The 13,464-nt window shown below is 40.6% G+C and carries 18 protein-coding genes; all 18 read left to right on the forward strand.

From position 1 onward, the window contains the following. Positions 1 to 73: 73 nt before the first annotated feature. The 18 genes from MHH51_RS00710 (at position 74) to rpsQ (ending at position 13,457) form a co-directional block, all read left to right on the forward strand. Positions 74 to 1,435, forward strand: coding sequence for a sigma 54-interacting transcriptional regulator (locus MHH51_RS00710; RefSeq protein ID WP_156987991.1), 1,362 nt, complete (start codon positions 74 to 76; stop codon positions 1,433 to 1,435). Between the two features lie 220 nt (positions 1,436 to 1,655). Continuing rightward, positions 1,656 to 2,351, forward strand: a complete 696-nt coding sequence (locus MHH51_RS00715) for a CoA transferase subunit A (RefSeq protein WP_147211538.1) — start codon at positions 1,656 to 1,658, stop codon at positions 2,349 to 2,351. A gap of 24 nt (positions 2,352 to 2,375) precedes the next feature. Beyond that, positions 2,376 to 3,050, forward strand: a complete 675-nt coding sequence (locus MHH51_RS00720) for a 3-oxoacid CoA-transferase subunit B (protein ID WP_339283981.1) — start codon at positions 2,376 to 2,378, stop codon at positions 3,048 to 3,050. A 52-nt stretch (positions 3,051 to 3,102) separates the two neighbouring features. Then, positions 3,103 to 3,879: a 3-hydroxybutyrate dehydrogenase gene (locus tag MHH51_RS00725; protein WP_147211536.1), complete on the forward strand. Its 777-nt coding sequence runs from the start codon at positions 3,103 to 3,105 to the stop codon at positions 3,877 to 3,879. 24 nt (positions 3,880 to 3,903) lie between these two features. Then, positions 3,904 to 5,082, forward strand: coding sequence for a thiolase family protein (locus MHH51_RS00730; RefSeq protein ID WP_339283983.1), 1,179 nt, complete (start codon positions 3,904 to 3,906; stop codon positions 5,080 to 5,082). A gap of 146 nt (positions 5,083 to 5,228) precedes the next feature. Continuing rightward, the gene (locus tag MHH51_RS00735) at positions 5,229 to 6,542 is read left to right on the forward strand and encodes a GntP family permease (RefSeq protein ID WP_339286224.1); all 1,314 of its coding nucleotides are present in this window, start codon (positions 5,229 to 5,231) and stop codon (positions 6,540 to 6,542) included. Positions 6,543 to 6,583: 41 nt separating this feature from the next. After that, the gene (locus MHH51_RS00740; RefSeq protein WP_147211534.1) at positions 6,584 to 7,903 is read left to right on the forward strand and encodes a short-chain fatty acid transporter; all 1,320 of its coding nucleotides are present in this window, start codon (positions 6,584 to 6,586) and stop codon (positions 7,901 to 7,903) included. Between the two features lie 502 nt (positions 7,904 to 8,405). Next, complete coding sequence (rpsJ, locus tag MHH51_RS00745) at positions 8,406 to 8,714, forward strand: 30S ribosomal protein S10 (protein WP_077605122.1); 309 nt, start codon at positions 8,406 to 8,408, stop codon at positions 8,712 to 8,714. Between the two features lie 28 nt (positions 8,715 to 8,742). Then, positions 8,743 to 9,372, forward strand: a complete 630-nt coding sequence (gene rplC, locus MHH51_RS00750) for a 50S ribosomal protein L3 (RefSeq protein ID WP_077605121.1) — start codon at positions 8,743 to 8,745, stop codon at positions 9,370 to 9,372. 26 nt (positions 9,373 to 9,398) lie between these two features. Next, complete coding sequence (rplD, locus tag MHH51_RS00755) at positions 9,399 to 10,022, forward strand: 50S ribosomal protein L4 (protein ID WP_147211533.1); 624 nt, start codon at positions 9,399 to 9,401, stop codon at positions 10,020 to 10,022. Continuing rightward, positions 10,022 to 10,309, forward strand: coding sequence for a 50S ribosomal protein L23 (gene rplW / locus MHH51_RS00760; RefSeq protein WP_147211532.1), 288 nt, complete (start codon positions 10,022 to 10,024; stop codon positions 10,307 to 10,309). Before rplD ends, rplW begins: the two co-directional genes overlap by 1 nt. A gap of 43 nt (positions 10,310 to 10,352) precedes the next feature. Further along, entirely contained in the window at positions 10,353 to 11,183 is an 831-nt protein-coding gene (gene rplB, locus MHH51_RS00765; protein WP_147211531.1) for a 50S ribosomal protein L2, read from the forward strand. A 57-nt stretch (positions 11,184 to 11,240) separates the two neighbouring features. Further along, positions 11,241 to 11,519, forward strand: a complete 279-nt coding sequence (gene rpsS, locus MHH51_RS00770) for a 30S ribosomal protein S19 (protein ID WP_077605117.1) — start codon at positions 11,241 to 11,243, stop codon at positions 11,517 to 11,519. Between the two features lie 18 nt (positions 11,520 to 11,537). After that, positions 11,538 to 11,879: a 50S ribosomal protein L22 gene (gene rplV, locus MHH51_RS00775; protein ID WP_077605116.1), complete on the forward strand. Its 342-nt coding sequence runs from the start codon at positions 11,538 to 11,540 to the stop codon at positions 11,877 to 11,879. A 3-nt stretch (positions 11,880 to 11,882) separates the two neighbouring features. Further along, on the forward strand, positions 11,883 to 12,524 hold the full coding sequence (gene rpsC / locus MHH51_RS00780; protein ID WP_147211530.1) for a 30S ribosomal protein S3: 642 nt from the start codon (positions 11,883 to 11,885) through the stop codon (positions 12,522 to 12,524). 18 nt (positions 12,525 to 12,542) lie between these two features. Continuing rightward, a complete protein-coding gene (rplP, locus tag MHH51_RS00785; protein WP_147211529.1) occupies positions 12,543 to 12,977 on the forward strand; it encodes a 50S ribosomal protein L16 in 435 nt (144 codons plus the stop codon). After that, positions 12,967 to 13,167, forward strand: coding sequence for a 50S ribosomal protein L29 (rpmC, locus tag MHH51_RS00790; protein WP_077605114.1), 201 nt, complete (start codon positions 12,967 to 12,969; stop codon positions 13,165 to 13,167). The genes rplP and rpmC overlap by 11 nt, the downstream gene beginning before the upstream one ends. A gap of 26 nt (positions 13,168 to 13,193) precedes the next feature. Next, on the forward strand, positions 13,194 to 13,457 hold the full coding sequence (gene rpsQ, locus MHH51_RS00795; RefSeq protein WP_077605113.1) for a 30S ribosomal protein S17: 264 nt from the start codon (positions 13,194 to 13,196) through the stop codon (positions 13,455 to 13,457). Positions 13,458 to 13,464: the final 7 nt, after the last annotated feature.

Genomic DNA, 13,464 nt, shown 5'->3' on the forward strand with positions numbered 1-13,464 from the left:
CTATTTATTTTTTCATTGCAGTAAGAGTAATAGGTAGAACGATAATTATGAACTTCGTGATGGGAGAGAGAAGATGCTGTTTAATAATACATACAGGGAAGAAATCATTGAAGCTGTTTTTGAAAAGACGAATTTTTGTTTTGTGGTTGTTAATGAACAGGGGTTAATTACGTATTTAAATAAAAATTACTGTGATTTTATTGAGGTACAACTAAAGGATGTACTCGGTAAACATGTAGCAGATGTTATTGAAAATACAAGAATGCATATTGTCGCACAGACGGGCAAAGAAGAAATTGCTGATCTGCAGTATATAAAAGGGAATCATATGATTGCTAATCGTATACCGCTGTTTGCTCACGGGAAGTTAGTTGGTGCGGTTGGAACAGTCCTTTATAAAGATACGGAAGAATGGAAGAAAATGAATTCTCATATTAAGGATTTATTAATGGAAATTGAAAACTACCAGAAAAAGTTAAGTAATCCAAGAGGAGCGAGTTATTCATTACAGGATGTTGTTGGAAGCTCTGTCCAAATAAATGAGATTAAAGAAAAGATAAAGAAGGTTTCGTCAGGAGACGCCTCTATTTTATTAGAGGGAGGAAGCGGTACGGGAAAGGAACTTTTTGCGCATAGTATTCATAATTTAAGTGAACGCAGTGCGAAGCCATTTATAAAAGTAAATTGTGCTGCGATCCCGATGGAATTGCTGGAGTCTGAATTATTTGGTTATGAGGGCGGTGCATTTACAGGAGCTAAGAAAGAAGGAAAGCTGGGTAAATTCCAATTGGCTGATGGAGGTACTCTTTTTTTGGACGAGATTGGAGACATGCCAATAAATGCCCAAGTAAAAATCCTTCGTGCTCTGCAGGAGGGTGAGATTGAAGTAATTGGTACAGAAAGGACACAGAAGATCGATGTACGTATTATTTCTGCAACAAATCAGTCCATTGAAAAGCTGATAAAGGAAAATCGCTTTCGGGAAGATCTTTATTATCGTATTAATGTAATTTCAATTAAGATTCCTTCTCTCAAGGAAAGGGTAGAAGATATTCGTGTAACTGCGAAGTTTTTACTTGATAAAATTACTCAAGGTACGGGAAAGCGGGTAATCAGCTTCAGTGATTCTGTCATGCAATTTTTTATGCACTATGACTGGCCTGGGAACGTTCGTGAACTGGAAAATGTGATTGAATCTGCGGTGCACCTGACAAACACAGAAATTATTGAATTGAAAGATTTACCGGATCATATGCAGCAGAGTCTTTATATAACGGAAGAGGGCATGGGATTAAAGGAGATTATGGCCAATGCAGAAAAACAGGCTATTACAGGTGCGATCAGTCAATCAAATGGAGATAAAATAAGAGCTGCTGGTTTGCTTGGTATCAGTAAATCCAGTTTCTATGAGAAAGCGAAAAAGTATGATTTATAAATTCCTGAAATATGGAATGTACTCCATGAATCTGGAAACGTCATAAATTCTACTTTGGAAGGGTTTACAAAAATATAAATTAGAAGAAAAAACCTATAGTCCAGGAATCTGGACTATAGGTTTTTTGGCTTTTAGCTTCTTTTGTTGACAGTTCTTTATTTTCTTATGTAATCAATTTTGGCATGTTTTTTGCTAGTATACTGTGGAGGGGGAGAAGCAGATGAAAACAATTTATACATCTTTTGAAGACGCAGTGAAAAATATTCAAGACGGCTCCACAATTATGGTAGGGGGCTTCGGACTCGTGGGCATACCTGAGAATCTTATTTTAGCATTAGTAAATTCACAGGTTAAGCATCTTACTGTTATATCAAATAATTGTGGTGTAGATGACTGGGGACTTGGATTACTTCTGAAAAATAAGCAGATTGATAAAATGATTGGTTCCTATGTTGGCGAGAATAAGGAGTTCGAGCGGCAGGTGCTGGCTGGTGAACTGGAGGTTGAGCTGACACCTCAAGGTACACTTGCAGAGAGAATCCGGGCAGGTGGAGCGGGAATTCCGGCATTTTATACACCGGCTGGGGTTGGTACACCAATTGCAGACGGAGGAGAGGTGCGCATCTTTGACAATAAAGAATATTTGCTGCAAACAGCACTAAAGGCAGACTTCAGTTTGATCAGAGCTGCTGTCGGCGATTATGCAGGGAATTTGGTTTATAACAAGACTGCAAGAAATTTCAATCCGATGATGGCAGCCGCTGGGAAAGTAACGATTGCAGAAGTGGAGCAGCTTGTTGAAACAGGTTCTATTGATCCGGATCATGTTCATACCCCAGGGATCTATGTTCAGGGGTTGATTGAAGGTAAACAGGAAAAACGTATAGAGCGTTTAACAGTAAGACAGGGAATGTAAATTTAGCGAAGGAGGACATAACAGATGATAAAACAATTAGATAAAATATCTGTCAGAGAAAGGATTGCAAGGCGGGCTGAGAAAGAAATTGAAAACGGTTACTACGTTAATCTTGGAATCGGAATGCCGACAATGGTTGCCAATTATATTCAGGAGGGGAAGCAAGTTGTTCTCCAATCGGAAAATGGTCTGCTTGGTATTGGCAAGTCTCCTTTAGAAACAGAGGTTGATCCCGATTTGATTAATGCGGGCAAGGAGACAGTAACAGCACAGGCAGGTGCATCCTACTTCAGTAATGCAGAATCATTTGCAATGATTCGGGGGGAGCATTTAAACCTTGCAATTTTGGGAGGTATGGAGGTTTCCGAAGCTGGTGATCTGGCTAACTGGATGATTCCGGGAAAAATGATTAAAGGTATGGGAGGTGCGATGGATATTGTGCATGGCGCGAAAAAAATTGTTGTTATTATGGACCATGTGAATAAGCATAACGAGCCGAAAATATTAAAAAAATGCAGTCTTCCATTAACAGGGGAACAGGTGGTGAACCGAATAATTACGGATCGTGCAGTAATGGATGTAGAAGAAAACGAGCTTGTACTGGTTGAAGTAGCAGAAGGGTGGACAGTTGAAGAGGTTATAGCATCAACAGAGGCAGAGCTCAAAATTAGCGACTATTTACAAACAGGAGCTTACTAAAATGATTCTTTGATGTGAAGGTATTTTTTAGATAAAAAGGGGGATCTTTGAAGTGGTGGAAAATAAGGTGGTTTTTATAACCGGAGCAGCAAGCGGTATTGGATATGAAATTGGTTGTGAATTTGCAAAGAATGGTGCAAAGGTAGTTTTATCAGATGTAAATGAGGAGAAAGTAAAGGAGGTTTCGGAGAATTTAAAACAGGAGAGCTATGACTGTATTGGTCTGAAATGCGATGTTACGAATGAAGAAGAGCTCAAGCAGGCTTTAGATGAAACGATAGAAAAATACGGAAGAATGGATGTTTTAATTAATAACGCAGGATTGCAGCATGTATCCGCTATGGAAGATTTTCCGACTGAAAAGTTTGAGTTCATGATAAAAGTAATGCTGACAGCTCCGTTTATGGCAACAAAACATATTTTCCCGGTTATGAAAGAACAGGGATTTGGAAGAATTATTAATATGGCATCGATTAATGGTCTGATTGGTTTCGCCGGAAAGGCGGCATATAACAGTGCCAAGCATGGAGTGATTGGTTTAACAAAAGTGGCTGCTTTAGAGGGCGCAGCGGAGGGCGTCACAGTGAATGCTATCTGTCCGGGATATGTAGATACACCACTCGTACGCGGGCAATTTGAAGATCTGGCAAAGAATCGGGATATCCCGGTTGAGAAAGTACTGGAGGAAGTATTATACCCGCTTGTACCGCAGAAACGTCTGTTGGAAGTGCAGGAAATTGCTGATTATGTGATGTTTTTAGCCAGCGAAAAAGCAAAAGGTGTTACTGGGCAGGCAATTGTATTAGATGGGGGATATACGGCGCAATAAGAAAAAATGAAGAGGTGAGAGAAAATGACTAATGTCTATCTGATTGAAGGGGCTAGATCACCGTTTGGTACATTCGGCGGCAGTTTAAAGGATATTGATCCTACGGAACTAGGTATAGCCGTCAGCAAGGAAGCAATACGTCGCAGCAATATTCGCGCCGAAGATATAGATGTAATTGTCTTAGGTAATGTCATTCATTCCGGAAAAAACGCGCCGTACCTTGCAAGGCATATTGCATTGCAAGCAGGACTGCCGCTATCCAGTCCTGCACTTGCGGTAAATCGTTTGTGTGGATCTGGGTTGCAGTCTGTGATCTCTGCAGCTCATTCCATTTTGCTTGGTGAAGGAAATGTAGCCTTGGCCGGAGGAGTCGAAAATATGAGTCAGTCTCCTTTTGCGTTAAGAGGAAGCAGATTTGGCACCAAATTAAAGACTCCGCAAGTGGATGATATGCTTTGGGCAGCTTTAACAGACGAATATATTGGCTCAGGAATGGGGGTTACTGCAGAAAACTTAGCAGAGAAATATCATATTTCCCGCGAGGATCAGGATGTATATGCTTATTTGAGTCATCAGCGGGCAGCAAAAGCACAACAGGAAGGAAGACTGGCTGAAGAAATTATCCCGATTGAATTAAAATCTAGAAAAGGCTCGATGATTGTAAATACAGATGAACATATTCGGGAAAGTACAACTGTGGAAAGGCTGGCTGGATTAAGAGCTTCTTTTAAGAAGGATGGAACGGTTACAGGAGGAAATGCAAGCGGGATTAATGATGGGGCGGGAGCTGCTATTGTAGCAAATGAAGGTTATATTGTGCAGCATCGGCTGCAGCCGCTGGCGAGAATCATATCCTGGGGCGTTGCAGGTGTGGAACCGGAATATATGGGAATTGGTCCTGTGCCGGCGATAAAGCAAGCTTTACAAAAGGCTGAGCTTACACTGGATGATATAGACTTATTTGAAGTGAATGAAGCATTTGCTGCACAATATTTAGCTGTAGAAAAGGTGCTCGGTTTAGATCGTGAGAAAGTAAATGTTAATGGTGGAGCTATCGCTTTGGGACATCCGATTGGAGCCAGCGGTACAAGGTTGCTTTATTCCTTGGTGAAAGAATTGAAGAGAAGAGGGAAGAAATATGGCGTAGCCTCGCTTTGCATTGGGGGAGGACAAGGGATTGCAATGATCGTTGAAGCTAGATAACCAGAGAAACGGCGGTGCAAATTTGTTTGCCGTTATTTTTTCATGGAGCTGACAGGCAAAAGGGGTGACAGGGGCAAGCAATCGTTATTGATGGAGGATTGTTTTGTAAGTGTATTACAGTTAGACAGGGGGGAGTGGAGTAAATGATTTTAAGTGCAATTGGACTTATTGGTGGTTTAACCTTATTAATTGTTCTAACAATGAGAGGAATGAATCTGCTGATTGCGGCACCTTTATCAACATTATGGTTAGCAGTTTTTAGCGGGATCCCACTGTTTCCGCAATTAGTTGAAGCAGATCAAGCCAGTATGCTGGATAGTTATATGACCAGTTTTTCTGGCTTCGTTGCCAGCTGGTTTATCATGTTTTTGCTTGGTTCCATTTTTGGTAAAGTGATGGGTGATGCCAGAGCAGCTGATAGCGTATCAAAATGGGTTGTTGATAAATTAGGAGTTAAATATGCTGTTGCGGCAGTAGTAGCAGCATGTGCGATTTTAACTTATGGTGGTGTTAGTTTATTTATTGTTGGTTTTTCAGTATTTCCATTAGCGTTAAGTTTATTTAAACAGGCGAACTTACCGAGACGTTTCATTCCTGCGACTTTGGCATTCGGATCGGTTACTTTTACGATGACTTCAGCAGGTTCACCAGAAATCCAAAACTGGATTCCGATTGAATTTCTTGGAACAACCGCTTATGCAGCCTGGGAAGTTAGTTTAATTGTTGCCATTTTTATGATTATATTTGGATATTGGTTATTAAAGCACTTAATTAATCGTGCGGTTGCTAAAGGTGAGCAGTTTGAAGTTAGAGAAGACGACCCGGTTGCAGAAGAAAAAGAATTACCCAATCCTTTATTATCAGCGGTACCGCTATTAGTCGTATTAGGAGTATCATTTATATTCCACGATACGTTAGGTACATCTGCCTTAATCATTGCCTTAACAGGAGGGATTATTGCAACATGGGCGTTGAACCATAAATATTTACCAAATGTTTGGGTGTCAGCCTCTAATGGTACGATGGGTGCATTGTTGGCTATTACGAATACGGCAGCCGTTGTGGGCTTTGGCGGGGTTGCCAGGGAAACGCAAGCCTTTAATGCGGCCGTGTCTGCTGTAACGGATATGCCAGGGAGTCCTTTAATTGGTGGAGCAATTGCGATTGGTGTTATTGCAGGACTAACAGGATCATCATCAGGTGGACAGCAGATAGCCTTGCCACTCGTTTCACCACATTATATAGATATGGGCGTAGACCCTGAAGCACTTCACCGTGTAGCAGCAATCTCATCAGGGGCATTAGATACATTGCCGCATGGCGGTTATGTTGTTACAACCATCAGGGCGATCTGTGGGGAAACGCATAAAGATGCCTACGCACCTTTTGCTGCAGTAACAGTTATCGTTCCGATATTAGGTGTCATTTTAGCCATTGCGTTATTTTCATTAGGGATGTAAGTGATCTGATTAGGTGAAAAAAGGCACTAGGGGGAATTCTATTGCGAGTTTTAACTTCGTTTTTTGACAGAATAGTACAACGATATTTACCAGATGCATTTTTATTTGCGATTATTTTAACGATTTTTGTGTATTTATTAGGTGTTTTCCTTACAAATAACAGCCCGATGGAGATGGTAGCCTATTGGGGAAATGGTTTTTGGGACCTGCTTGAATTTGGCATGCAAATGTCACTGGTTGTTGTTACAGGGTATATTTTAGCAAGCACTCCTGTGGTGAAGCGGTTTTTAGCTAAACTCAGCAGGATAGCGAAGACGCCGGGGCAAGCGGTGATGCTTGTGACATTTGTTGCTTTAGTTGCCTGTTTAATAAATTATGGTTTTGGTCTTGTTGTGGGAGCATTATTTGCTGTTCATGTGGCAAAACGAGTTCCTTCAGTGGATTACCGAATACTAATTGCCAGTGCGTACAGCGGCATGGTTATCTGGCATGGCGGTTTTTCCGGATCCGTACCACTTCTTATTGCTACTCCAGGACATTTTTTAGAAGATGCGATTGGAATAATTCCTGTTACAGAAACATTGTTCAGTTCATTTAATCTATTTATTGTGATTACACTATTAATTACACTTCCGTTTTTTAACAGGTATCTATTAAAAGGGGCAGATTCTTTAGGTAAAATAGATCCTTCATTATGGAAGGAAGAATCAGAAGAGGAAACGGGATCTCATCCGGCGGAAACACCGGCAGAAAGATTGGAGAACAGTCAGCTCTTGTCTCTTTTGATTGGCTTAATGGGTCTCGTTTTTGTCGGGTATCATTTCGTAACGAATGGATTTGATCTGAATATAAACATCGTCAATTTTATTTTTCTTTTCTTAGGGATTCTTCTTCATAGAACACCGAGACGTTTTCTGGAAACAGTAGGGAACGGTGTAAAGAATGCCGGTGGAATTATCGTACAATTCCCATTCTATGCAGGGATTATGGGAATGATGGTAGCGTCTGGATTATCCGATAAAATATCCTTATTGTTTGTCAGTTTTGCAACAGATTACACCTTGCCGATTTTTACATTTCTTAGCGCCGGATTAGTTAATGTGTTTGTTCCCTCCGGCGGCGGCCAATGGGCAGTGCAGGGTCCGATTATGATACAAGCCGCTCTTGAAATAGGTGCAGATACGGCTAAAACAGCAATGGCAGTTGCCTGGGGTGATGCCTGGACCAATATGATTCAGCCATTCTGGGCTCTCCCTGTGCTTGCTATTGCCGGGTTAAAGATCAGGGATATTATGGGGTTCTGTGTCATGATTTTATTCTTTAGCTTTATTCCAATAGCAATCGGGTTTCTACTATTATAATAGTTACTATTAATCATTAAATATTGCGGAGCGGTGAAACAGCCGGCTCCGCTTATTTGTATTGTATGTAAATAAATGAATATCTTAAAACAGCGTTCATTTTATTTAAGCCCAAGATTCAAGTGAATCATAAAACGGCATATGAAGCACTCACAGTAATATTCTGGTCAGTTGATTTATCTATATTATTGGAAGGTTATTGGAGGTGCTCCAAAATAAAAAAAGAGTAGAAATGCATCTATTACATAAGGAAGAAAAAAACTTTTAAATTTTGCTTGCAATCGTACAAGGAACTATGTATAATATAAAAATGTGCAAACTTATAGATGCTTATTTACAAGCTTGCTATGACCAAACAATTCTAGTATAATGTAATAGTTGGTCAATTAATGCGATGATGCGGAAGGTTGTTGGCACACCCGGCCCCTTTGTCATGGCGAGGTGCTAAGAAAATTTTCGCGGAGAATGTCTATAATGATATAGGCGAGAAGGAGGGAAAATGATGGCAAAAGAGAAAATCAGAATTCGTTTAAAAGCATACGATCACCGTATTTTAGATCAGTCTGCTGAAAAAATAGTGGCTACTGCAAAACGTTCCGGAGCAAAAGTGTCTGGTCCGATTCCACTGCCGACTGAAAAAGCTATTTACACAGTTCTTCGTGCGGTCCATAAGTACAAAGACTCTCGTGAACAGTTTGAAATGCGTACGCACAAGCGTCTGATCGATATTCTTGAGCCTACACCAAAAACGGTTGATGCGCTTATGCGTTTAGATCTTCCATCAGGTGTAGATATTGAAATTAAATTATAATTTGTTTTAAATACAGGAGGTGTAACGGATGACGAAAGGAATCTTAGGTCGTAAAATCGGCATGACTCAGCTTTTCTCTGAAAATGGAGAACTTGTACCAGTAACAGTTGTTCAAGCTGAGGCAAATGTTGTGTTGCAAAAGAAGACATTAGAAAATGATGGTTATGAAGCGTTGCAAATCGGTTTTGCTGATAAAAAGGAATCACGTACAAACAAAGCGGAAAAAGGTCATGCTGAGAAAGCAGGCACTGCCCCTAAGCGCTACGTTCGTGAAATCCGTGGCGCAGACGTTGAAGGCTATGAAGTTGGCCAGGAAATCAACGTTGATATCTTTGAAGCCGGAGAAAAAATTGATGTGACAGGTACATCTAAAGGTAAAGGATTCCAAGGTGCTATCAAGCGTCACAATCAACAACGCGGACCAATGTCCCACGGTTCTCATTACCATAGAGGCCCTGGTGCAATGGCTGCAATTGATGCAATGCGTGTTTTCAAAGGTAAAAAATTACCAGGTCATATGGGTTCTGAACAAAAAACAATTCAAAACCTTGAAGTGGTTAGTGTAGATGCTGAAAAGAATTTAATTCTAATCAAAGGAAATATTCCTGGTGCAAAAAAATCTTACGTGAAAATTACTAGTGCAGTAAAAGGTAACTAATCACATAAACGAAGGGAGGATATGTCATGCCTAAAGTAGCACTTTTAAAACAGGATGGAAGTAATGTTGGAGAAATCGAATTAAATGACGCTGTTTTTGGTATTGAGCCAAACACACATGTACTTCATGAAGCAGTTGTTATGCAACGTGCGTCTTTACGTCAAGGTACACACGCTGTAAAAAACCGTTCTGAAGTTCGTGGTGGAGGCCGCAAACCATGGCGCCAAAAAGGAACTGGCCGTGCACGTCAAGGATCTATCCGTTCACCACAATGGGTTGGCGGTGGAACTGTTTTCGGACCAACTCCGCGTAGCTACAGCTACAAATTACCAAAGAAAGTTCGTCGCTTAGCGTTGAAGTCTGCATTATCTTCTAAAGTGAAAGAAGAAGGCTTGTTTGTTTTAGAAGCTATCACAATTGATGCTCCAAAAACAAAAGAAGTTATTAACATCTTAAACGGATTGAAAGTTGAAGAGAAAGCACTAATCGTTCTTTCAGAGAATGATGAAACAGTTGCACGTTCTGCAAACAACTTACAAAACGTGAAGGTATTAACTGTAGAAGAATTGAATGTACTTGACTTGCTTACGCATGACAAGCTGATCATCACTAAAGATGCAGCTGAAAAAGCAGGGGAGGTGCTCGCATAATGAAAGATCTACGCGATGTAATTAAACGCCCTGTCATTACAGAGAATTCTGCTGACTTAATGGCAGAGAAGAAATACACTTTTGAAGTAGCTGTAAAAGCTAACAAAACGCAAATCAAAGATGCTGTAGAAACAATCTTTGGTGTAAAAGTAGAACAAGTAAACACAATGAACCTTAAAGGTAAATTTAAGAGAATGGGCCGTTACGGTGGATATCGCCCTGACCGCAAAAAAGCTATCGTTCAATTGACTGAGGATAGCAAAGAATTAGATTTCTTTGAGGCTTAATAAAACGAATAAATAAATTTTAGAAGTAGAAGGAGGGACAACGATGGCGATTAAAAAGTATAAACCAACCTCAAATGGTAGACGTAATATGTCTGGTTCAGATTTTGCAGAGATTACTACGAGTACCCCTGAGAAATCCCTTTTAGCTCCATTATCTAAACGTGGTGGGCGTAATAACCAAGGGAAATTAACGGTTCGTCATCACGGCGGCGGTCACAAGCGCCAATATCGTATTATCGACTTCAAACGCGATAAAGACGGTGTGCCAGGACGCGTTGCTACAATTGAATACGATCCTAACCGTTCAGCAAACATTGCATTAATTCACTATGCTGATGGTGAGAAACGTTACATCCTTGCTCCAAAAAACATTAAAGTAGGGCAAGTTATTGAATCTGGTGTGGATGCAGATATTAAAGTAGGTAACGCATTACCGCTTGGAAGTATTCCAGTAGGTACAGTTATCCATAATATTGAATTGAAACCTGGACGCGGAGGACAATTAGCACGTTCTGCTGGTGCAGAAGCTCAAATCCTTGGACGCGAAGAAAAGTACACTTTAGTACGTCTTGCTTCTGGAGAAGTTCGTTTAATCTTAACAACTTGCCGTGCTACAATTGGTCAAGTGGGTAACATTGAGCATGAACTTATCCGTGTAGGTAAAGCTGGTCGTTCCCGTTGGAAAGGTATCCGTCCAACAGTTCGCGGTTCTGTAATGAACCCTAATGATCACCCGCATGGTGGTGGTGAAGGACGCGCGCCAATCGGACGTAAATCACCAATGTCACCTTGGGGCAAACCAACACTTGGTTATAAAACACGTAAACGTAATAAACCATCTGATAAGTATATTGTTCGTAAACGTAAAAAATAAACGGAAAAACGGGCGGGCTAAAGCACCCGTCTCTAATCCCTGGAAGGAGGCTTATCCATGGGCCGTAGCTTGAAAAAAGGACCTTTTGCAGATGATCATCTATTGAAGAAAATTGAAGTGTTAAACACGGAAGACAAGAAACAGGTAGTAAAAACCTGGTCTCGCCGCTCTACAATTTTCCCGCAATTCGTAGGTCACACAGTTGCAGTATATGATGGACGTAAGCATGTGCCAGTATATATCACTGAAGATATGGTGGGTCATAAATTAGGTGAATTCGCACCAACTCGTACGTATAGAGGACACGCTGGTGACGATAAGAAAACAAAACGCTAATGAGAGGAGGTACTAGGCATGCAAGCTAAAGCCGTTGCGAAATCAGTTCGTATTGCTCCTCGTAAGGTTCGTTTAGTTGTAGATCTAATTCGAGGAAAAGAGGTTGGCGAAGCAATCGCTATTTTAAAATATACACAGCGCGGAGCTTCCCCGGTCGTAGAGAAAGTATTAAATTCTGCAGTTGCTAACGCAGAGCATAACTATGAAATGGATGCAGACAACTTAGTAGTATCTGAAGTATTTGTTAACGAAGGCGCTACTTTGAAACGTTTCCGTCCACGTGCACAAGGACGTGCAAGCAAAATCAATAAACGTACTAGCCACATCACAGTTGTGGTAACTGAAAAGAAGGAGGGATAGTCAGTGGGTCAAAAAGTAAATCCAACAGGTCTACGCGTAGGTGTCATTAAAGACTGGGAGTCTAAATGGTACGCTGGTAAAGACTATGCAGACTTATTGCATGAAGATATTAAAATCAGAGAATATCTTGAAGGACGTCTTAAAACGGCTGCTGTTTCTTCTATTGAAATTGAACGTGCAGCAAACCGTGTAAACATTACAATTCATACTGGTAAGCCAGGAATGGTAATTGGTAAAGGCGGATCTGAAGTTGAAGCTTTACGTAAATCTTTGAACAACTTAACTGGCAAACGAGTTCATATCAATATTCTTGAAATTAAAAAAGTAGATATTGATGCAACACTTGTAGCTGATAATATTGCTCGTCAATTAGAAAATCGTATTTCATTCCGTCGTGCTCAAAAGCAAGCTATCCAACGTGCGATGCGTGCTGGAGCTAAAGGAATTAAAACACAAGTATCTGGACGTCTAGGCGGTGCGGATATCGCTCGTGCAGAACATTATAGTGAAGGAACAGTGCCACTTCATACTTTACGTGCTGACATTGACTACGGTACAGCAGAAGCTGATACTACTTATGGTAAATTAGGTGTTAAAGTATGGATCTATCGTGGAGAAGTCCTTCCAACTAAAACCAATAAATAAGGGAGGGGGCTCATTACTATGTTAATGCCTAAACGTGTTAAATATCGTAGACAACATCGTGGTAAAATGAGAGGTCAAGCAAAAGGCGGTACATCTGTTTCTTTCGGAGAATACGGTTTACAAGCTCTTGAGGCTTCTTGGATTACAAGCCGCCAAATCGAGGCAGCGCGTATTGCAATGACTCGTTACATGAAGCGTGGCGGTAAAGTTTGGATCAAAATCTTTCCAGACAAACCTTACACTGCAAAGCCTTTAGAAGTTCGAATGGGTTCCGGTAAAGGTGCTCCAGAAGGATGGGTAGCAGTAGTAAAACCAGGTAAAATTATGTTTGAAATCGCAGGTGTATCTGAAGAGGTAGCTCGTGAAGCACTTCGCTTAGCTTCTCATAAATTACCTATTAAAACGAAATTCGTAAAACGTGAAGAAATTGGTGGTGAAAGCAATGAAGGCTAAAGAAATAAGAGATTTAACCACTGCCGAAATTGAACAAAATGTAAAATCATTAAAAGAAGAGTTATTTAATTTACGTTTTCAATTAGCTACTGGCCAATTGGAAAACACTGCACGTATCCGTGAAGTACGTAAATCAATCGCTCGTCTTAAAACAGTAGTTCGCCAACGCGAACTAAGCGCAAATAACTAAAGATTCCAGAGGGGAGGTTAACCTCAATGTCTGAACGTAATGATCGTAAGGTTTATACTGGTCGTGTTGTATCCGACAAAATGGATAAAACTATTACAGTTTTAGTTGAAACTTACAAATTCCATAAGCTTTATGGAAAACGTGTTAAGTATTCAAAGAAATTCAAAACGCATGATGAAAACAATGTTGCAAAAACTGGCGACATCGTACGTATCATGGAAACTCGCCCGCTATCAGCTACAAAACGTTTCCGTCTGGTAGAAGTAGTAGAAGAAGCGGTAATTATTTAATAAAGTT

It is taken from the genome of Oceanobacillus sp. FSL K6-3682 (assembly GCF_037976165.1).
In the GTDB taxonomy this organism is placed as follows: Bacteria; Bacillota; Bacilli; order Bacillales; family Amphibacillaceae; genus Oceanobacillus; species Oceanobacillus sojae.